A 21,585-nucleotide genomic window follows, 5' to 3' on the forward strand; every position below is an offset into this window, starting at 1 on the left:
ATGACAGACAGAAAGGGAGGTTCACATGACCGAGACAGCAACCCCGGAAAAATTATGTCTGGTCTACATCACCACAACCGACCGGGCCGAGGCTGTCTCGATAGGCCGGGAGCTGGTGGCCCGGCGACTGGCGGCCTGCGCCAACGTCATTGCTCCGACAACTGCAATCTATCGCTGGGAGGGAGACATTCATGAAGACGACGAGGCAACCCTGATCGTCAAAACCACCCATGAGCGGACAGCAGAGATCAGAACCGTTGTCACATCACTGCACAGCTATGAGCTGCCCTGTATCCTCGTCCTGAATGATATATCGGCCGGAGCCGGGTTTGGTGACTGGATCATCAGCGAGACACAGCCGGCAGTCTGACAGATACCGTCGCAACTGCCGCGATGCCTTCACTGCGCCCGGTAAAACCCAGTTTCTCGGTGGTCGTCGCCTTGACGCTGATCCGGCCCGTATCCAGCCCCAGAATATCGCCGATGCGCTCTCTCATCGTCTGACGGTGCGGGCCGATCTTCGGTGCCTCACAGATCAGGGTGACATCCAGGTTGGCAATAACACCACCACGCTGCAGCAACAGGCTGTGGGCATGTCTGAGAAACAGGTCAGAGGGAGCGCCCCGCCACTGACTGTCACTCGGCGGGAAATGATCGCCAATATCCCCCTCGGCAATTGACCCGAGCAGGGCATCAGTCAGAGCATGAAGTCCGACATCCGCATCGGAATGACCGGCGAGACCGGCAGAATGAGGGATGACAATGCCGCAGATCGTCACCTCTGATCCTGCCTCGAACTTGTGCACGTCATAGCCGTTGCCGGTCCGGTATTCCCACTGCATTTCCGCCTGCCCATCCAGTTGCTGCGCCATGCGCGCCAGATCATCGTTGGTTGTTATCTTCACATTCTGTTCGGTACCGGGAACGCCCGTAACAACATGGCCTGCTGCTTCCATGACAGCCGCATCATCGGTCAGGTTTTTACCGGCTGACGCCCGATGTGCCGCGAGAATGTCGCCAAACCGGAAGCCCTGCGGCGTTTGCGCACGGACCAGACTGTTGCGATCAACCGTCCCGCCCAGCCGGTCATCGTCGGCACGCTGTTTCAGGGTATCGACGATCGGCAGCACAGGAATGACACCCCCAGCATCTGCCAGCGCCGCAAGGACCCCGTCAATCGTTGCCGGTGCCACAGCCGGTCGGGCCGCATCATGAATCAGGACTGCTTCAGGTGCGGCTTCTGCCAGCGCTTCCAGGCCGTTGCGTACGGAATCCTGTCGTTCTGAGCCGCCAAGAACGGGAGGCAACAAATCAAGCCCGGCAACAGCGGCGTTATAGAGGTCCAGATCATCCGGATGAATAACCACAAGAAGGGCGTCAATCGCGGGATGGCGCAGAAAAATCTCGATGGTATGACGAATCACCGGCATGCCACCCAGGTCGGCATATTGCTTTGGCAAGTCACCGCCAAATCTGGAGCCACGGCCACCGGCAACGATAAGAGCTGCTGTTTTCATGAATATTCGCAGTTGTTCAGGCGCCGGAACCTACCTGCCTCAGGATAAATTGCCAAGCCGGTGACAATGTCACGGCTTGCAGGAACGGCAGCGCAGGGTATGTGTTGTGCATGACAGAGGAGAGCTTGTTCAATCTGGCAGCCCTGATCGGGTTTGCCCCGCTGATCGTGGTGTCGCTTCGCATGGAGGCCACAACACGTCTGGTCATGTTTGCACTGCTCGGTGCAACTGCAGCCGGCGTCAGCAGCACCTTCATTCATCATATCGAAGCCGGATGGCGTGCAGATCTTGGCAACGCCCTGCTGGCGACCGTGGCGTCAACGCTTGTTCTGGCTGCTGCGATATCGCTCTTCCGCCCGCTGATGAACCGTTATCTTTTCCTGCTGTCACCTTACCTGTTTGTCGTCTGCTGTCTGGGGATCGCCCTGACTGGTACAAACCCGGTCTCTGCCAGCTATCATGCAACCGACATCTCTGTTCCTGTACACATCGGATTCTCTCTCGCCACTTATGCCATGCTGACACTGGCCGCAATGGCTGCACTGGGGGCAACACTGAAAGAGCGCGCCCTGAAACTGCGCCGCTCCGGCTTCGCGGCCTCCCGGCTTCCCGCTGTTACCGAGTCTGAGAATTTCCTGATTCTGTTGCTGACCGGTGCTGAAGTTCTGCTGCTGGCCGGACTGATAACCGGCTCAATCCTGTCATTTGACCGGGCAGGGGTGGCGTTTCCCCTCGACCACAAGACATTGCTGTCCGTACTCGCTTTTCTGGTTATCGGCACCCTGATCGTTCTGCATCGTCGTGTCGGCATGCGTGGAAAACTGGCGGCTCGTCTGGTTCTGATCGCCTGGATATTGCTTACTCTCGGCTATCCCGGCGTCAAATTTGTGACCGAATTACTCCTTACCTGAGCAACTTTGCTTGCCAATAAAGTCAATGTGTGATGAAAATTCGCGCATCAATCATGAGTGCCTAAAAATTGACCATTTGTATTCGGGATATCACGCTGGACTCACCCGTCCTGCTTGCCCCCATGTCGGGCGTTTCAGACATGCCATTCCGACGCCTGGTGAAAAGCTGGGGCGCGGGCATGGTTGTGTCCGAGATGATCGCCAGCCGCGCGATGATCCAGCAGAATGTACGGACCATGAAAATGGTCACGAACTGTGCAGAAGAACATCCCATGGCTGTACAACTGGCAGGTAACGAGCCTGAAGTCATGGCCGAAGCGGCCCGCCTGAACGAAGACAGAGGGGCGGCGATTATCGACATCAATATGGGTTGTCCGGTGAAAAAGGTTGTGAACGGCTATGCCGGATCGGCCCTGATGCGCGACGAATGTCTGGCCGGTCGTATTATTGAGGCGGTGGCATCGGCGGTCAGTATTCCCGTCACCCTGAAAATGCGGCTGGGCTGGGATGACCAGAACCGGAATGCCGCCAGGCTGGCCCGTGTCGCAGAACAGGCCGGCGTTGAAATGCTGACCGTGCATGGTCGTACCCGATGCCAGATGTATACGGGCACCGCTGACTGGGAAGCGATTCGCGAGGTCAAGCAGGCCGTCAGCATCCCGGTTGTCGCAAACGGCGACATCACCACCACCGAAAAAGCGCGGGCCTGCCTTGAGCAGTCCGGTGCGGACGGGGTGATGATCGGTCGCGGATGCTATGGTCGCCCGTGGTTTCCGGCACAGGTGGCGGCGTTCCTCATAACCGGCAAGACACCTTCTGACCCCGATCTCAGTGAGATTTATACCACCATACGCCGCCATCTGGATGACATGCTGACCCACTACGGCGCAGAACCGGGCCTGCGTATCGCCCGCAAACATATCGGATGGTACAGTCAGGGCCTCAGCGACAGCGGTGCCTTTCGTCAGGCGGTAAACAATACCGGCGAGGCGGCAACGGTGATGGCCGCCATCGACAATTTCTTCCTGCCTGCCATCGAGCGTCAGGCAGCCTGATGGCAAGCCTGTCATTCTTGCGGGGCCGCAAACAGGTTGCCGTCCAGTCCGAACCAGCCGCTGTGCTGAATGCGCTGACCGGTGCCGTCATTGTTGCGAATGCCGATAACCGCATCAGCTATGCGAACACCGCCGCAGAACAGTTCTTCGCGGTCAGCACTTCGCTGCTGATTGGCCAGAAAATTCAAGATTTACTGCCGTCAGACAGTCCGCTCATCATGCTGATTGAACAGGCACGTGAGACCGACAGCCCCGTTTCCGAGTATGAAGTCCTGATACACAGCCCGAAGATCGGTGAACAGTTTGTCGGCGTCGATGCATCACCGGTCGTCGAGCAGCCGGGCGCTGTTGTCGTTGCCCTGCATCAGCAGACCATCGCCCGCAAGATTGGCAGCCAGATCAGTCGCCAGCGGACTGTCAGGTCGGTCACAGCCATGGCAAGCCTGCTGGCACATGAGGTCAAGAACCCGCTTTCCGGTATTCGCGGAGCAGCGCAGTTGCTTTCACGCGGGGCTGAGGAGTCAGACCGCGAACTGACCAGCCTGATTTGTGACGAAACCGACCGGATCTGTGACCTTATCGACCGTATCGATGTGTTTGCCGACCGTCGGCCCGTTGAACGTGATGAAGTAAATATTCATCAGGTTCTGAAGCATGTCCGCAAGATCGCACAGGCCGGCTTCGGCCGGAATATCCGGTTCAAGGAAGAATATGATCCGTCACTGCCGCCGGTCTATGGCCATCGCGATCAGTTGATTCAGGTCTTCCTCAATCTCATCAAGAACGGTTGCGAAGCAGCCCCGGAGATTGGTGGTGAAATCGTTTTGACCACCTCCTATCAGCATGGCGTCAGATTCGCGGTTCCGGGAACCAATGAAATCCTGCGTCTGCCGCTGGTTATCGGCATCATCGATAATGGCGGCGGCATTCCGGATGAAATCCGCGCCAACCTGTTTGACCCTTTCCTGACCACCAAACCAAAAGGCAGCGGCCTTGGGCTGGCTCTCGTCGCAAAGATTATCAGCGATCATGGTGGCGTCATTGAACATGACACACGCCCCGGACGTACAGAATTTCGCGTCTCGCTGCCCATGTCACCGCGCCCCAGCCCGATACCTGCTGACGAGGAGAACACCCCCTGATGGCGCAAAGCACAATCCTTGTTGCAGACGACGACCGTTCAATACGCACGGTACTGACCCAGGCACTCGCCCGGGCAGGATATGAGGTGAAGACCAGCAGCAATGCTGCAACATTATGGCGCTGGGTCGCAGCAGGTGAGGGAGATCTGGTCATCACAGACGTGGTGATGCCGGATGAAAACGGTCTCGACCTGATTCCGCGAATCAAGCATATCCGCCCTGATCTCAAGATCATCGTGATGAGTGCCCAGAACACCCTGCTGACCGCAGTGAAGGCGACCGAACGCGGTGCATTTGAGTATCTGCCGAAACCCTTTGACCTAGATGAACTGGTACGTGTTGTGCAACGTGCCCTTGAGGCCCGCTCAAACGCCAAGGTGGAAGGTGATGAACTGCCGGAAGATGGCGGTATTCGTCTGATTGGCCGTTCTCCTGCAATGCAGGAAATATATCGAACGGTTGCCCGCCTGATGAACACCGACCTGACCGTCATGATCAACGGAGAATCAGGCACGGGAAAAGAACTTGTTGCCCGCGCCCTGCATGAATATGGCCGCCGCCGGAACGGGCCTTTCGTCGCCGTGAATATGGCGGCTATTCCGCGCGAACTGATCGAAAGCGAACTGTTCGGGCATGAAAAGGGGGCTTTTACCGGCGCAACGGCACGAACTGCAGGACGTTTTGAGCAGGCTGCGGGCGGCACTCTGTTTCTCGACGAAATCGGAGATATGCCAATCGAGGCACAGACCCGGCTTCTGCGCGTTTTGCAGGAAGGCGAGTTTACTACCGTCGGTGGTCGTACACCGGTACGCGCCAATGTCCGGATTGTTGCCGCAACCCACCGTGACCTGAGCCAGGCCCTGCGACAGGGGCTGTTCCGGGAAGATCTGTATTACCGCCTGAATGTTGTCCCGCTGCGGCTGCCGCCACTACGCGACCGGAAGGTAGACATTCCGCAACTGGTCAATCATTTCCTTGCCCAGGCGGTTGAAGAAGGCCTGCCGTCAAAGACGATTGACCCGGAGGCGATCGAAAAACTCAAGGAATATGACTGGCCCGGCAACATACGCGAGCTGGAAAACCTGATCCGACGACTGATCGCGCTCTATTCCGAGGAAGTGATCGGATATGAAACAGTTCAGATTGAACTGAACAGTCATGGCCGGAAAGCCGGAGGAGAAGCAGACGAAACCAGCGACAACCTCAGCGGAGCCGTTGAACGGCATATCCGTGAATACTTCCGCGCGCATGGCGATTCCTTGCCGGCAGCCGGCGTTTACGAACGGGTTCTGCATGAGGTCGAGCGTCCCCTGATCAGCATCTGCCTTGAAGCGACGAGGGGAAATCAGATCAAGGCTGCGGCCCTGCTCGGTCTGAACCGGAATACACTCAGAAAGAAAATCCGGGAATTGGACATCCCCGTTATCAGGGGCGTAAACTAACGCCGATTCTGCTGCGCCCTGACGGGCGCTTCCAACACCGGCCAGATATGTCCATTGATCCATCAGTTCCGAAGATCCCGGCCAGATCTGAGTCTGCCGGCAGTCTTCCCGCTACGACCCCACAGACTCAGGCACCGCACTGGCTGAGGCGTGCACAGTTTTTTGCGGAACGGTATGGCCTGGGCGACAAACTTGCCATCGCGCTGCTTTTCGCGGCCGGGCTCAGTGCAGTCATCACCTTCGCCGCTATGGCCGTCAGTTCTGCCGGACAGAATTCCCGCACGATCACGATCATGCTGGCTGTCGATTTTGCCTTGCTCATGCTGTTGGGTGTCCTGCTCGGCGGGCGGATCATCAAGGTCTGGAAAGCGCGCAAACGCGGGGAGCCCGGGTCACGCCTGCAAGTCAGGTTCGTTTTCTTTTTCGGCATTATTGCTGTGGTTCCGGCCCTGCTGGTTGCGGTGTTTTCCTCATTGTTCCTGAATATCGGTGTACAGGGCTGGTTCAGTGACCGGGTGCGAACAGCCGTCAGCGAATCACTGAATGTCGCGGAAGCTTATGTACGCGAACATATGCAGGCCATTGCCGCCGACACTGCCGCCATGGCGCTGGTCATTGACCAGCAGGCAGAGCAACTGGTGCGCAACAGTAACCTGTTCAGTGATCTGGTCATTGATCAGACATTGCAGCGCAACCTGTCAGAAGCCATGGTTTTCCGGCAGGTTGGTGATAACCGGCTGGTTATTGCCCGTGGCGGGTTCGGATTGTCACTGGCCGACGAACCTATTCCGGACATCTCGTTTACACAGGCTGACCGGGGCGAAATTGCCGTGCTTACGGACAATTCGACCGAGCGGGTGCGGGCCATGGTTCGGCTGCGATCTTTGCCGGACACCTATCTCTATGTCGGCCGCTTTGTTGATGTCAGTGTTCTCAACCACTTGCAGACAACCCGACGGGCGGTAGAGGATTACGAACGGCTGGAACGGGAACGGTCCGGCATTGAAATCACTTTCGCCATGATCTTCGTGATCGTTGCCCTGTTACTGCTGTTTATCGCCGTTCTGGTCGGGTTTGCGGTTGCTAACCGGCTGTCCAAACCGATTGGAGAGCTTGCCGATGCTGCCGAGCGCATTCGTGGTGGTGATCTGACGGCCCGTACGCCTGAGAACCGCTCCAGTGACGAACTGGGCATGCTGGCACGGGCGTTCAACCGGATGACACAACAGATCGAATTCCAGCAAAGTGAATTGCTGTCGACCAACTCCCAGCTCGACGAGCGCCGCCGGTTTTCCGAAGCCGTTCTGGAAGGGGTCTCGGCAGGCGTGATCGGACTGAATGCGGAGGGCCGGATCGACATCGCAAACCGTGCGGCATCAGACCTGCTGGACATTGACATGGATGCTCATGTTGGTGAACTCCTGCATGATGTCATCCCCGAGTTCTCCGGGCTGCTGAACCGCACCCATGGCAATCAGACACCGATGATCAGCGGCGATATCGAACGAACCCGCAACGGCCATCCCCAGACCCTGAATGTGCGGGTGGCTATTGAGACGACCGAAGAAGGCATTGCCGGTTTCGTGGTCACCTATGATGATATTTCAGAGCTGCTGAACGCACAGCGTCAGGCCGCCTGGTCTGATGTTGCCCGCAGAATTGCCCATGAGATCAAGAATCCGCTGACCCCGATTCAGCTTTCCGCTGAACGCCTTAAACGTAAATACCTCAAACAGATAGATGATGATCCTGAGACGTTTTCGAACTGCACAGACACCATTGTCAGGCAGGTTGGTGATATCCGGCAGATGGTCGACGAATTCTCCAATTTTGCCCGGATGCCGAGAGCCGTTCTGGAACGCGAAGACCTTGGCAAAATTTGCCGTGACGCCCTGTTTTTGCAGAAGCAGGCCCATCGCGAGATTGAATTCACCAGCGACCTGCTTCAGGACGTGACTGTCGCCTGTGATCGTCGACAGATTGGCCAGGCCATCACAAACCTGCTGCAGAATGCCGTCGATGCAATCGAGGGCAGGCCGGTTCCGGAGGATGAAACCCCACTGCCCCCCGGCAAGGTACATCTGGAAATCACCTCGACCGACAATCACTTCATCGTCTCGGTGACCGATAACGGCCGTGGCTTACCGACCGAAAACCGCGGCAGGCTGACAGAGCCCTACATGACCACCCGTGCCAAGGGAACCGGCCTCGGGCTCGCGATCGTCAAGAAAATCATGGAAGACCATGGTGGGCGGCTGTACCTTGAAGATGCGGAAAATGCCGGTGCCCGGGTACGTCTGGTCTTCAATGCGGCCCCGGTCACCGGTTCCGGAAATGCGCCGCAGGCAGCGCAATAACTCTACCTGGCGGGATATATGGCGCACGATATTCTCATTGTTGATGATGAAGACGACATCCGGGCTCTGATCGCCGGATTGCTTCAGGATGAAGGTTATAAAACCCGGGAAGCCTCAAACAGCGACGAAGCTCTCGCCCAGATTTCCAGTCGTCAGCCAAGTCTCATCATTCAGGATATCTGGCTTGAAGGCAGTCATCTCGACGGGCTGGGCATTCTCAAGCGCGTCGCCCGCAATCATCCGGATGTTCCGGTGGTCATGATCAGCGGTCATGGTACGATCGAAACGGCCGTCGAGGCGCTGAAAGACGGCGCCTATGATTTCATCGAAAAGCCGTTTCAGGTTGATCGTCTGCTGGTCATCGTTGATCGCGCCATCGAGGCATCGCGTCTGCGCCAGGAAAACCGCGAACTGAGGCTGAGGGCAGGGGATGCGGAAGAACTCGTCGGTCAGTCACCGGCGATGGTCCAGATTCGTCAGGCCATCGGCAAGGTCGCACCAACCGGCTCACGTGTTCTCATTACCGGCCCTGCCGGTTCCGGCAAGGAAGTCATTGCCCGCCTCATTCATTCAAGTTCAAGCCGGGCTAACCAGCCCTTTGTCGTCGTCAATTGCGCCACCATGCGCCCAGATGCCTTTGAGACGGAACTGTTCGGCATTGAGCCAGATTCTGACACGGAAGATGAACGCCGCGTTGTCGGCCTGTTCGAGCGTGCCCATGGCGGCAGCCTGCTGCTGGATGAAGTGGCTGATATGCCACTGGAAACTCAGGGTAAAATTGTCCGCGTCCTCCAGGAGCAGACTTTCGAGCGTGTCGGCGGCAACCGGAAAGTCAGCGTTGATGTTCGCGTCATCGCGACAACCAACCGCAATCTCGAAGCCGAAATTGCCGCCGGACGTTTTCGGGAAGACATGTTCTATCGGCTGAATGTCGTACCTATTGTGGCACCACCCCTGTCAAAGCGGCGGGATGACATTCCCCTGCTTGCCAGCCATTTCATGGCGCGATCATCTGCGGCTGCCGGCATCAAGGCACGAACTTTTTCCGATGAGGCAATGGCAGCCTTGCACAGCTATTCCTGGCCGGGCAATGTCCGGCAATTGCGCAATGTCATTGACTGGGTTCTGATCATGGCCTCAGGTGAGGCGGACGAACCGATTACTGCAGACATGCTGCCGCCGGAACTCGGTGCATCGGCCCCGGAATCGCTGAGTGCCGCAAGAGCCGCTGAAATCATGTCTTTGCCATTGCGGGAGGCACGTGAATTGTTCGAACGGCAATATCTTGAGGCCCAGATCGAAAGATTTGAGGACAATATCTCGAAGACAGCAAAATTTGTCGGTATGGAGCGTTCTGCCCTGCACCGGAAACTGAAATCCCTTGGCATTCATGGAGACAAGGCGTGAAGGTCATCATCTGCGGCGCAGGTCAGGTAGGCTTCAACATCGCCCGGTATCTGGCGATGGAGAATGCCGATGTCACGGTGATTGACCAGACCCCGGAACTGACACGTAAAATCAGTGATTCACTCGATGTTACGGCAATTCAGGGATTTGCATCACATCCCCCGGTGCTTGAAAAAGCAGGGGCTGCGGATGCGGATATGATCATTGCCGTCACCGCGACAGACGAAGTCAATATGGTCGCCTGTCAGGTCGCTCATTCCCTGTTCAACGTGCCGACCAAAATCGCCCGTATTCGTAACCAGAATTACCTCGACCCGCTCTGGGGTGATCTGTTCAGCCGCGACCATATGCCGATTGACCATATCATTTCTCCGGAAGTCGAGGTTGCCCGGGCGATGAGCCGTCGCCTGCAGGTTCCCGGTGCCACGGACATGATCCCGCTGGCAAATGACAAGGTTCGGCTGATTGGCGTCCGCTGCCTCAAGGACTGCCCGCTGATCAACACCCCGCTGCGGCAGCTCACCCAGCTGTTTCCGGACCTGCATATTGTCATCGTCGGTATCCTGCGCGACGACAAGCCGATCATTCCCGATCCTGACGATCAGATGCTGGAAGGCGATATCGCCTATTTTGTGGTCGATACCGACCATGTCTCCCGGGCAATGGCGGCATTCGGTCATGAAGAAAGCGAGGCACGTCGCATCGTGATTCTGGGCGGCGGCAATATCGGGCTTTGCCTCGGTCAGATGATCGACGAAGCCTATCCCGGTGTGAACATCAAGATTATCGAGGGTTCTAAGGATCGTGCAGAATCCGTCGCCCGCGCTCTGCCGGGAACCGTAGTCCTGCATGGCGATGTGCTTGATCCGGAACTGCTGAACGAGGCCAACGTCAAGCTGGCCGAAACCGTGGTTGCCGTGACCAATGATGACGAGACCAACATTCTCGCGTCGCTGCTGTCAAAACGCTATGGCGCAAAACGATCCGTAACCCTGATCAACAAGTCGACTTACAGTCCGCTGATCACATCACTGGGGATCGATGTTGTTGTCAGTCCCCGGGCGATCACCGTTTCCACGATTCTGCAATATATCCGGCGCGGACGCATTCATGCCGTCCATTCCCTGCATGAAGGTTTTGGCGAACTGATTGAAGCCGATGCGCTGGAAACCTCTCCACTGGTCGGAAAGCCACTCCGCGAGGTCAACCTGCCGCAGGGGGTGCTGATCGGTGCTGTTGTCCGGGACGGATCGACAGTGATTTCGCCACGCGGTGATACGGTCGTCAAAACCGGCGACCGGGTGGTGTTGTTTGCGGCCAGCAAATCGGTCAAAAAGGTTGAGGCGATGTTCTCCGTCCGCCTCGAATATTTCTAGGAATCAGGAAGTTCCCCCATGTCACGCATAGCCTATGTTAACGGTCGCTACGTCCCGCATGCCGAAGCCAGTGTTCATATCGAGGATCGCGGCTATCAGTTCGCAGACGGAATTTACGAGGTTGTCGCGCTCAGAAACGGCAAATACTGCGACAAGCAGGGGCATCTCGACCGGCTGGACAGATCACTTGCCGAATTGCGTATCAAACCGCCTGTCGGACGCGCTGCCCTTGAAATCATCATGGATGAAATTGCGCGTCGCAACGGTGTCCGCGATGGTCTCGTCTACATGCAGGTCACACGTGGCGTCTATCCCCGGAACCATCCGTTCCCGCCGGATCATGTGAAAAGTGCGCTGGTCATTACGGCCAAACGCGCTGTGGCGCAGGATCCCGAAAAGACAGCCAAGGGCGTTGCCGTGATTTCAGTGCCGGATATGCGCTGGCCCCGGCGCGATATCAAATCTGTCAGCCTGCTGCCGAATATTCTGGCCAAGCAGGAAGCCCGCGAAGCCGGCGCCTATGAGGCCTGGCAGGTCGATAATGACGGCTTTGTCACCGAAGGTTCATCCACAAATGCGTGGATCGTCACGAAAGATAATGAACTGGTCACCCGTCCGGCGACCCATGATATCCTGCGTGGTATCACTCGTGAGACACTGCTGGGACTTGCCAGGGCCCGTGGCCTGAAACTTGTCGAACGGGCGTTCACGGTCGAAGAAGCCTATGACGCAAAGGAAGCCTTCATCACCAGCGCCAGTTCCTACGTCATGCCCGTGGTACGGATCAATGACCGGTCGGTTGGTAATGGCGCACCGGGTGAGGTGACACTCAGTCTCGTTGACGGCTACCTCGAATCGCTTGCGGAGCCTGCGGCTTGACGGATCTGCCCTTTCCCGAGGCCGTCATCTTTGACTGGGATAATACCCTCGTCGATAGCTGGGCCGTCATTCATGCGGCCAATGCCTTCACCTTCGAAGCAATGGGCCTGAAGCCATGGACGCTGGAAGAAACCCGGCAGAATGTTGCCAAGTCCATGCGCGAAGCCTTTCCGGAGCTGTTTGGTGACCGCTGGGAGGAAGCACGGGATATTTTCTATGCCCGCTATGACGAGATCCATCTCAGCTATATCAAACCTCTGGCCGGTGCTGAAAACGCACTCAAAGGTTTGCACGACGCTGGCATCCCGATGGCAATCGTCAGCAACAAGACCGGTGACTTTCTCCGCAAGGAAGTCGGGGTACTGGGCTGGGAAGATTATTTTCACCCGGTTCTCGGTGCCGGTGATCTGGAGCGGGACAAACCCGATGAAATGGTTATACAGGCAGCACTTGGTCCGGCAGGACTGAAGTCCGGACGGTCTGTCTGGTTTGTCGGTGACAATGCCATTGATATGGAATGCGCGCATCGGTCTGGCTGTACGGCCATATTGATGCATGAGAAATCGCTACCATCTGATAAGCAGAAAATCTGGCCACCACACAGGAATTACGCCGATTTTGAACTGTTTATCGCGGAGATCACAAAGTTGTAAGCCAATAAGACTCCAAGCAGCCCCGAGGTCTGTTAGACTGCGGCGCTTGGTGACAATGGTGGGGACCATTTTCCGTTATCCACACACCACGAAGAGAAATGAACATGTCCAATGAAAAGACACAGAACGTGCAGGACGTTTTTTTAAACTATGTGCGTAAGCACAAAACCCCTGTCACCGTATTCCTGATCAATGGCGTTAAACTCCAGGGGATCATTACCTGGTTCGACAACTTCTCGATGCTGCTGCGTCGCGACGGATCGACCCAGCTGGTTTACAAGCATGCCATCTCGACAGTCATGCCCGGCATGCCGGTGAGCCTGTTCGAGCCGTCGAAAGAGGAGGAACCCGATAGCTGATCAGTTATCGGATGAGTTTGGCCGCAGCTATGGCCAGCGCACCCTGCTTATTCATCCCTATAGCAAGCGTGGGGGCAGCCCTGATGTCCGCACGCCTGAAGCACGCGTTGAAGAGGCTGTCGGCCTCTGCAACGCGATTGCGCTTGAGGTTATCGACGCCCGGGCTATTGCCCTGTCACGGAGAAGACCCGCTACCCTGATCGGCAGCGGTATCGTTGAGGAGATCGCTGCGGAGATCGAGGCCAATGAGATCGGCCTGATCGTCGTGGATGGTGCCCTCACGCCCATCCAGCAGCGTAATCTGGAAAAAGCCTGGAAATGTAAGGTTATCGACCGGACGGCCCTGATTCTGGAAATCTTCGGAGAGCGTGCAGCCACGCGGGAAGGCCGGATGCAGGTTGAACTGGCTTCGCTGACCTATCAGCGGTCCCGTCTTGTCCGGTCCTGGACCCATCTGGAACGCCAGCGGGGGGGCTACGGATTCCTTGGTGGTCCCGGTGAAAGCCAGATTGAATCTGATCGCCGGCAAATTGATGACCGTGTCATCCGGATCAAGAATGATCTGGAGAAAGTGGTTCGCACGCGGACCCTGCATCGTTCTGCCCGTAAAAAAGTTCCCTATCCGATTGTCGCTCTGGTCGGCTACACCAATGCGGGCAAGTCCACATTGTTCAACCGGCTGACCAAATCTACCGTTGATGCTCGCGATCAGGTATTCGCGACCCTGGATCCGACCATGCGCCGGCTGGATATGCCATCCGGGAAGACAATCATTCTTTCCGACACCGTCGGTTTCATTTCCGATCTGCCGACAATGCTGGTTGCCGCCTTCCGGGCAACACTGGAAGAAGTTGTCGAGGCGGATGTCATCATTCACGTCCGCGACATGGCCAATCCGGATACAGAACAGCAACGCGACGATGTACAGGCTGTCCTGAAAGATCTGGATATCGATCTGGACGGGGATCGCCACGTTTTTGAAGCCCTCAACAAGATTGACCTGATGGACGGGGAAGCCCGCGAGCGGCTTGCCACGGCTCTGACCCGCTCCGATGCTGTCGCCGTCTCTGCCGTGACCGGCGAAAATATTGACGGGTTGCTGGCAGCTATCGATCTGATGCTGGCCAGCAAGGAGGTCATCATCGACCTGTCGCTGGATATCTCTGATGGTGCGACAATCGCCTGGCTGTATCAGAACGGGGAAGTTCTGGAACGTCGGGACGAGGAGATGATGGCCAACATAACTGTCCGGCTTAGCCCGGAAAACCGGCAGAAACTGGAAAGCCGGCTGGGCAAACCGCTACAGTCGGCTTGACTTCCAGCCCGAACCCTCCTATCTCGCTGGCACTCAATCGAAGAGAGTGCCAAAGACAATCCGTCAGGTGCTCTCTTCTCTGGTAACGAATTTTGGCAGGAGGAACACTATGGCCATTCGTCCGCTCCACGACCGGGTAATGATCCGGGCGCTTGAACTGGAAACGAAGACCGCCGGCGGGATCATCATCCCTGATACGGCTAAAGAAAAACCGATGCAGGGCGAAGTTGTCGCTGTCGGAACCGGCGCACGCGCTGATGACGGCAAGGTGACACCGCTGGACGTCAAGAAGGGCGACAAGGTCCTTTATGGCAAATGGTCGGGTACGGAAGTCAAAGTCGATGGCGAAGATCTGCTGATCATGCGCGAATCCGACATTATGGGCATTTTGGAATAGGGGGCTGAAACATGGCCGGTAAAGAAGTAAAATTTTCGACTGACGCACGCGACCGCATGCTGCGCGGCGTCGACATTCTCGCCAACGCCGTCAAGGTAACGCTCGGCCCGAAGGGTCGTAACGTTGTTCTGGACAAGTCGTTCGGCGCACCGCGTATCACCAAGGATGGTGTGACGGTTGCGAAGGACATCGAACTGTCCGACAAGTTCGAAAACATGGGCGCCCAGATGGTCAAGGAAGTCGCTTCCCGGACCAACGATCTGGCCGGTGACGGCACGACCACTGCGACGGTTCTGGCTCAGTCCATCGTCCGCGAAGGTGTGAAGGCTGTTGCAGCTGGCATGAACCCGATGGATCTGAAGCGCGGCATCGACCTCGCTGTTGAATCCGTTGTTGCGGACATCCAGAAGCGCTCCAAGAAGATCAAGAGCTCCGACGAAGTTGCACAGGTTGGCGCCATCTCTGCCAACGGTGATCTGGAAGTCGGCTCGATGATTGCCGAAGCCATGCAGAAAGTTGGCAACGAAGGCGTCATCACTGTTGAAGAAGGCAAGGGCCTTCATAACGAACTCGACGTCGTTGAAGGCATGCAGTTCGACCGCGGCTATCTGTCACCCTATTTCGTGACCAATGCCGACAAGATGATCGCTGAACTCGACAATCCGTACATCCTGCTGCACGAGAAGAAACTCTCGAACCTGCAGGCAATGCTGCCGATTCTGGAAGCCGTTGTTCAGTCCAGCCGTCCGCTGCTGATCATCGCTGAAGATGTTGAAGGCGAAGCACTGGCGACCCTGGTCGTCAACAAGCTCCGTGGTGGCCTGAAGATCGCTGCCGTCAAGGCACCGGGCTTCGGTGATCGCCGCAAAGCCATGCTGGAAGACATCGCCATCCTGACCGGTGGCCAGGTGATCTCCGAAGACGTTGGCATCAAGCTGGAAAGCGTTACCCTCGATATGCTCGGCACGTCCAAGCGGGTAACCATCACCAAGGAAGACACAACGATCGTCGATGGCACGGGCAAGAAGAAAGACATCAATGCCCGTTGCGAGCAGATCAAGCGTCAGGCTGAAGAAACCACGTCCGACTATGACCGTGAGAAGCTCCAGGAGCGCCTCGCGAAACTGTCCGGCGGTGTTGCTGTTCTGCGCGTTGGTGGTGCCACGGAAGTTGAAGTGAAAGAGCGCAAGGATCGCGTTGATGATGCACTTCATGCAACCCGTGCAGCTGTTCAGGAAGGTGTTGTCCCCGGTGGTGGCTCCGCTCTGCTGTACGCTGTCCGCGTTCTGAAAAAGATCGAAACCGCGAATAACGACCAGCAGGTTGGTGTGGACATCGTCCGCCGTGCCCTGCAGGCACCGGTTCGCCAGATCGCTGAAAACGCCGGTTCAGACGGCGCAGTGGTTGCCGGCAAGCTGCTGGAGAAGAATGACGCAACATTCGGCTTCAACGCACAGACCGGCGTTTATGAAGACATGGTCAAAGCCGGTGTTATCGATCCGGCCAAGGTCGTGCGGACGGCGCTGCAGGATGCAGCTTCGATCGCTGGTCTGCTGATCACCACAGAAGCCATGATCGCTGAAAAGCCTGCACCGAAGGACAGCGGTGCCGGTGGCAGCATGCCCGATATGGGCGGCATGGGCGGCATGGGCGGCATGATGTAATCAACGGAAACGTTGATCATGATGTGAAGGGGGCTGCGGCAAACGCAGCCCCCTTTTGCTTTCAGGGGCAGGGACGTGTATTGCCTTCGCCGAACGCACTGAACCGGATTCCATGACCACAATTTCTGTCGAGAAAGTCAGCGCCGCCATACGCGAGGCGGTTGAAGCTGAGTTACTGCCACGCTTCGGGCTGCTGAAAGCCCACGAGATACGTGAAAAAGCACCGGGCGACCTGGTGACTGTTGCCGACGAGGCGATGGAACATCACCTGCGCGCCTCACTGACCCGGATCCTGCCGGGCAGCATAACTGTCGGCGAGGAAGAGGTTGCCGCTAACCCGGCGATACTGGAACGCCTTCATGGCAATGATCCGGTATGGATTGTCGATCCGATAGACGGCACCACAAATTTTTCCCGTGGCGACCGCCGGATTGCCGTCATTATCGCCCTGGTCAGAAACGGTGAAACCGTTGCCGGCTGGGTCCATGACCCGCTGACCAATGTCACCGCAATTACTGAAAAAGGCAGCGGCACTTTTATCGACGGAACCCGGACCCTGATTGCCGATTCGTCGCCGGAAACCAGCATCTTCGATTATTCGGGATGGCTCGGCGCCGGCGGGCAGGACAAGGCCCGCAGCGAACGCATCCGGCAGATACGGGAGAAATTCAGCGAGAACATCAATCTGCGCTGTGTCGGTCAGATGTTTCTCTCGCTACTGCGCGATGAACACCAGATCGCCCTGTACCACCGCACAAAGCCCTGGGATTTCGCGGCCGGGGTGCTGATGCTGCTGGAAGCAGGCGGAGCAGCACAACGCCTGAACGGAACGCCCTATCAGCCGGTTGCCAATGCTGGCCCGCTGCTGATCGCCCCTGATCAGGCAAGCTGGGATCAGTTGCAGCAGCTGATTGACGGCTGAGAGCGTCCACACTGCGGAAAATCTGTCGCTGACATTCCAGTCAATTTGCCGCCAGCCGGCAGAGCGACTATCCTTCGCGCCAAATCCGCAGCCCTGACTGCATCCAACAGAACTGGAGAGAAACATGGCGAAAGTAGCATTCATCGGTCTCGGCGTAATGGGCTATCCGATGGCCGGATATCTGGCCAAGGGCGGACATGATGTCACCGTCTATAACCGCACCACAGCCAAGGCTGAGAAATGGGTTGGCGACTACAAGGGTTCTTTTGCAAAAACCCCGGCCGATGCCGCAAAGGGCTGCGATCTGGTCTTCAGTTGCGTTGGCAATGATGATGACCTGCGCTCCGTCATTTATGGCGACAGCGGTGTTCTGGCGACGATGAAATCCGGTGCCATTCTGGTCGATCACACCACGGCTTCCGCTGATGTCGCCCGCGAGATTTATGCCAAGGCCGCTGAACAGGGTGTGGCTTTCATCGATGCACCCGTGTCTGGCGGACAGGCTGGCGCAGAAAATGGTGCGCTGACGGTCATGTGTGGTGGCGATCAGGCTTCGTTCGACACGGCCAAGCCGCTGATGGATTGCTTTGGCAAGGCCGTCACCCTGATGGGCGACGCCGGTGCCGGTCAGCTCACCAAGATGGTCAATCAGATCTGCATTGCCGGTCTGGTACAGGGTCTCTCGGAAGCGATGAATTTCGCCAAGCGGGCTGATCTGGATACAGACAAAGTCATCGCCGTTATCTCCAAGGGCGCCGCACAGTCCTGGCAGATGGAAAACCGGGCCCATACCATGTGCAAGGGAGAGTTCGATTTCGGCTTTGCCGTCGACTGGATGCGCAAGGACCTCGGCATCTGCCTCGAAGAAGCCAAACGCAACGGCTCACGCCTGCCAGTAACAGCACTGGTCGATCAGTTCTATGCCCAGCTGCAATATCGCGGCGACAACCGCATGGACACCTCCAGCCTGATGAGGCTGCTGACCAGCAACTGAACATAGCCGCAGATACCCGGTCGTCATTTCAGGCGACCGGGCCGTGCTGCCCTGCCAAACAGCAGACCTTATCCTGAACCCGCTTCAGACAGCCCGGTGTCAGATTTTCACCCGCTCGCTTTTCGGATCATAAAAGGGCTTCAGTGAGGCTTCTGCCTCATATTCCCTGCCATTGATCCGCAGCCTGTAGGCACCAGCCTTCACATAATCTGGCGTTACCACATCCCCGCCGGCCTCCACATAGCCCATGGCGAGGCTGGAGCCGATGGTATGACCGAACATACCGGAAGTCGCGTAGCCGCAGATACGACCGTCCCGCAAGATCGGTTCATTGTGATAGACCAGCGGTTCCGGATCGATCAGCCGGAACTGCACCAGACGCTGCGTCACACCTGCTTCCTTTTGCCGCAGCAGGGCATCACGGCCCTGAAAGCCACCGGGCTTGTCGAACTTCACAGCGAAGCCCAGTCCGGCCTCCAGCGGCGTTTCCGCGTCCGTAATGTCGTGCCCCCAGTGACGGTAGCCCTTTTCCATGCGCAGGCTGTTCAGTGTGTGATAACCCGCATGACGGAATCCGAGACCATCTGAAGCCGCCAGCAGGGCGTCATAGACATGGGTCGCAAATTCCGTCGGCATATACAGTTCCCAGCCCAGTTCGCCGACATAGGTAATCCGGGATGCCCGGACCAGCCCGTAGCCGATTTCAATCTCCTGACTATGACCAAAGGGGAAGGCTTCGTTGGACAGGTCTGCCGGGCTGACCCGTGACAGCAATTTACGGGCGTTCGGCCCCATAACACTGACCACCGCCAGACCAGATGTCACATCTGTCACGCAACAGCGCTCATCCTCTCCCACGGCCTGTGTCAGCCAGGACAGGTCGCGAGCCTGCGTGCCGGCACCGCTGACCACCATATAGCGGTCTTCTGCCAGTCTGGTGACCGTCAGATCACCTTCAATCCCGCCACGTTCGTTCAGCAACTGGGTATAGACAATCCGGCCGGGCTCAACCGACATATCATTGCCACTGACCCGGTTGAGCATCTGCTCGGCATCGCGTCCCTGAATCAGGAACTTGCCGAAGGATGACAGATCAAACAGGCCAACCGCCTCCCGGACCGCCTTATGTTCTGCCGCATTCGCATCGAACCAGTTCTGCCGTTTGTAGCTGTAGGCATAGGCTGGCTCCATACCATCCGGCGCATACCAGTTCGGACGCTCCCAGCCTGAAACCTCACCAAAGCAGGCACCGGCTTTCGCCAGCCGGTCATGCAGTGCCGAATGGCGAATACCACGGGCGGTCTCGAACTGCCGGAACGGCCAGTGCATGGCATACAGCAGCCCCAGCCCTTCAACCGTGCGGTCATGCAGATATTTCGCATTGCCCTGAAACGGCACCACCCTCCGGATATCCACATCCCACAGATCCGCTGATGCATGACCATCAATAATCCAGTCCGCCAGTACCTTGCCGGCACCGCCGGAGGACTGGATACCAATCGAGTTGAAGCCCGCAGCAACATAGAAATTCCGGATTTCCGGGGCCGGACCGAGCAGATATCGATCATCCGGGGTGAAACTCTCCGGACCATTGAAGAACTGACGAATGCCGGTCTCAGCCAGGATCGGAGCGCGCTCCATCGCATCCATCAGGATCGGCTCGAAATGATCGTAATCTTCCGGCAGTTCATCGAACTCGAAATCATCGGGAATACCATCCATCCCCCACGGCTTGGCAACCGGCTCGAAACAGCCGATCAGCAGCTTTCCCGCATCTTCTTTCCAATAGACACAGCCATCCGGGTCGCGCATCACCGGTAATGTCGGGGGCAGGTCCGGCACCGGCTCAGTGACGATATAGAAATGCTCAGCCGCATGCAGCGGCACATTCACACCCGCCATCTTGCCGACATCACGGGCCCACATACCGGCGCAGTTCACGACATATTCAGCTTCAATGCTGCCAGCATCCATTGTCACGCCGCAGGCACGGCCATTTCTGACCGTAACCCCGGTCACGGGGACGCCTTCGATGATCGTCGCACCAGCCTGCTTTGCCCCCCTGGCCAGTGCCGCCGCCGTATCCGAAGGGTTGGTCTGGCCATCATTCGGCAGATATACGCCACCCATGACATCGTGGATCGACATCAGCGGCCAGAGACGTTTGCATTCCGCCGCGTCAATGACCTCGACATCCAGACCGAAAACCTTCGCCATATCAGCGCCGCGAACCAGTTCTTCCAGCCGGCCCGGTGTGCGGGCAATCGAGACACTGCCATTCTGCTTCATACCTGTTGCCTGACCGGTTTCCGCTTCCAGCGTTCGAAACAGGTCGGTCGTGTACTGGGCAAGTCGCGTCATGTTCTGACTGGCACGAAGCTGGCCAACCAGCCCGGCCGCATGCCAGGTCGTCCCGCAGGTCAGTTGTTTACGCTCCAGCAGCACCACATCGGTCCAGCCACGTCTGGTGAGGTGATAGGCAAGACTGCATCCGATAATACCGCCACCGATAATGACAACCTGTGCACGGGAGGGGAGTTGAACGGCCATGAGACGGTCCTTCTGCAGGAGGAGTTAATAGGAGGGTGGCGAGATGACCCAGAGAACATGGGTGACCTGACTGCCGGAATTGGCACAACGATGCGGTCTGGTACTCTCGAAACTGAAGCTGTCACCGGCGGACAGGCTGTACTTCCGGCCATCCACTTCGAGATCCAGCGTTCCTTCCAGCACAAAACCGCCTTCTTCACCGGTCCGGCTGTAGGCGACGCCACTGTCTGCGCCGGGCTCAAGCGTCGTCATGACCATTTCAAAAGTGCCATGAAGGTGAGGGGAGAGCAGGGCTTCCCGCACGCCGGTCCCCGAATAATTGAGCTCCCGGCGATTGGCCCGGCGAACGATAATGTCCCGTTCTTCCGGAGGTGCCATGGCCTGTCCCTGAAAGAACCAGTTGATTTCCACACCAAGCGCGTCAGCAATTTTTTTCAGGTCCGGAATTGTAACCGGGGACAGACCCCGCTCGACCTGACTGACATGACCGACGGAACGCCCGATTTCGCTGGCCAGTCCAGCGATACGCAGGCCCTTGGCCCGCCGCAGGTCGCGTATTTGCTGTCCGACAGGAATGCTGTCTGTTCGGGAAAGGCCCATTTGTCCGCCCTGTTACCAGTCTGGAAAATAATAGGGCGTAAAAAT

General features: G+C 57.3%; 19 protein-coding genes. 16 read left to right on the forward strand and 3 right to left on the reverse strand.

Annotated elements, in window-relative coordinates:
- The first annotated feature begins 25 nt into the window (after positions 1-25).
- Positions 26-370 (forward strand): divalent cation tolerance protein CutA, encoded by a 345-nt coding sequence (locus GH722_16610; GenBank protein MRG73393.1) that lies wholly within the window; start codon positions 26-28, stop codon positions 368-370.
- Here GH722_16610 and GH722_16615 read toward each other — a convergent pair.
- A complete protein-coding gene (locus tag GH722_16615) occupies positions 345-1,517 on the reverse strand; it encodes a bifunctional 2-C-methyl-D-erythritol 4-phosphate cytidylyltransferase/2-C-methyl-D-erythritol 2,4-cyclodiphosphate synthase (protein ID MRG73394.1) in 1,173 nt (390 codons plus the stop codon). The two genes, GH722_16610 and GH722_16615, sit on opposite strands and share 26 nt — an antisense overlap.
- Positions 1,518-1,627: 110 nt before the next feature.
- Here GH722_16615 and GH722_16620 point away from each other — a divergent pair, with 110 nt between their 5' ends.
- From GH722_16620 to GH722_16690, 15 genes are all read left to right on the forward strand, one after another.
- A complete protein-coding gene (locus GH722_16620) occupies positions 1,628-2,428 on the forward strand; it encodes a hypothetical protein (GenBank protein MRG73395.1) in 801 nt (266 codons plus the stop codon).
- Positions 2,429-2,496: 68 nt separating this feature from the next.
- Positions 2,497-3,483: a tRNA dihydrouridine synthase DusB gene (dusB, locus tag GH722_16625; GenBank protein ID MRG73396.1), complete on the forward strand. Its 987-nt coding sequence runs from the start codon at positions 2,497-2,499 to the stop codon at positions 3,481-3,483.
- The gene (locus GH722_16630; protein ID MRG73397.1) at positions 3,483-4,625 is read left to right on the forward strand and encodes a PAS domain-containing protein; all 1,143 of its coding nucleotides are present in this window, start codon (positions 3,483-3,485) and stop codon (positions 4,623-4,625) included. The genes dusB and GH722_16630 overlap by 1 nt, the downstream gene beginning before the upstream one ends.
- Complete coding sequence (gene ntrC / locus GH722_16635) at positions 4,625-6,067, forward strand: nitrogen regulation protein NR(I) (GenBank protein ID MRG73398.1); 1,443 nt, start codon at positions 4,625-4,627, stop codon at positions 6,065-6,067. The genes GH722_16630 and ntrC overlap by 1 nt, the downstream gene beginning before the upstream one ends.
- A gap of 47 nt (positions 6,068-6,114) precedes the next feature.
- Positions 6,115-8,424 carry a HAMP domain-containing protein gene (locus tag GH722_16640; protein MRG73399.1) on the forward strand — a complete coding sequence of 770 codons (2,310 nt, stop codon included), beginning with the start codon at positions 6,115-6,117 and terminating at the stop codon, positions 8,422-8,424.
- Positions 8,425-8,442: 18 nt separating this feature from the next.
- On the forward strand, positions 8,443-9,831 hold the full coding sequence (locus GH722_16645; protein ID MRG73400.1) for a response regulator: 1,389 nt from the start codon (positions 8,443-8,445) through the stop codon (positions 9,829-9,831).
- Positions 9,828-11,207, forward strand: a complete 1,380-nt coding sequence (gene trkA, locus GH722_16650) for a Trk system potassium transporter TrkA (protein MRG73401.1) — start codon at positions 9,828-9,830, stop codon at positions 11,205-11,207. The genes GH722_16645 and trkA overlap by 4 nt, the downstream gene beginning before the upstream one ends.
- 18 nt (positions 11,208-11,225) lie before the next feature.
- The gene (locus GH722_16655; protein MRG73402.1) at positions 11,226-12,086 is read left to right on the forward strand and encodes a D-amino-acid transaminase; all 861 of its coding nucleotides are present in this window, start codon (positions 11,226-11,228) and stop codon (positions 12,084-12,086) included.
- The gene (locus GH722_16660) at positions 12,083-12,739 is read left to right on the forward strand and encodes an HAD-IA family hydrolase (protein ID MRG73403.1); all 657 of its coding nucleotides are present in this window, start codon (positions 12,083-12,085) and stop codon (positions 12,737-12,739) included. The genes GH722_16655 and GH722_16660 overlap by 4 nt, the downstream gene beginning before the upstream one ends.
- Before the next feature lie 104 nt (positions 12,740-12,843).
- Positions 12,844-13,098: an RNA chaperone Hfq gene (gene hfq / locus GH722_16665; GenBank protein MRG73404.1), complete on the forward strand. Its 255-nt coding sequence runs from the start codon at positions 12,844-12,846 to the stop codon at positions 13,096-13,098.
- Between the two features lie 43 nt (positions 13,099-13,141).
- Complete coding sequence (hflX, locus tag GH722_16670) at positions 13,142-14,413, forward strand: GTPase HflX (protein MRG73405.1); 1,272 nt, start codon at positions 13,142-13,144, stop codon at positions 14,411-14,413.
- A gap of 109 nt (positions 14,414-14,522) precedes the next feature.
- Positions 14,523-14,810, forward strand: a complete 288-nt coding sequence (locus GH722_16675) for a co-chaperone GroES (protein MRG73406.1) — start codon at positions 14,523-14,525, stop codon at positions 14,808-14,810.
- An 11-nt stretch (positions 14,811-14,821) separates the two neighbouring features.
- A complete protein-coding gene (gene groL, locus GH722_16680) occupies positions 14,822-16,474 on the forward strand; it encodes a chaperonin GroEL (GenBank protein ID MRG73407.1) in 1,653 nt (550 codons plus the stop codon).
- A 112-nt stretch (positions 16,475-16,586) separates the two neighbouring features.
- Positions 16,587-17,396: an inositol monophosphatase gene (locus tag GH722_16685; GenBank protein MRG73408.1), complete on the forward strand. Its 810-nt coding sequence runs from the start codon at positions 16,587-16,589 to the stop codon at positions 17,394-17,396.
- Between the two features lie 124 nt (positions 17,397-17,520).
- Positions 17,521-18,390, forward strand: coding sequence for an NAD-binding protein (locus GH722_16690; GenBank protein MRG73409.1), 870 nt, complete (start codon positions 17,521-17,523; stop codon positions 18,388-18,390).
- 99 nt (positions 18,391-18,489) lie between these two features.
- Here the strand turns inward: GH722_16690 and GH722_16695 are convergent, their stop codons facing one another.
- Both GH722_16695 and GH722_16700 read right to left on the reverse strand, forming a co-directional pair.
- Entirely contained in the window at positions 18,490-20,940 is a 2,451-nt protein-coding gene (locus GH722_16695) for an FAD-dependent oxidoreductase (GenBank protein MRG73410.1), read from the reverse strand.
- Positions 20,941-20,964: 24 nt separating this feature from the next.
- Positions 20,965-21,540 (reverse strand): cupin domain-containing protein, encoded by a 576-nt coding sequence (locus GH722_16700; GenBank protein MRG73411.1) that lies wholly within the window; start codon positions 21,538-21,540, stop codon positions 20,965-20,967.
- Positions 21,541-21,585: the final 45 nt, after the last annotated feature.

It is taken from the genome of Alphaproteobacteria bacterium HT1-32 (assembly GCA_009649675.1).
Classification (GTDB): Bacteria; Pseudomonadota; Alphaproteobacteria; order Rhodospirillales; family HT1-32; genus HT1-32.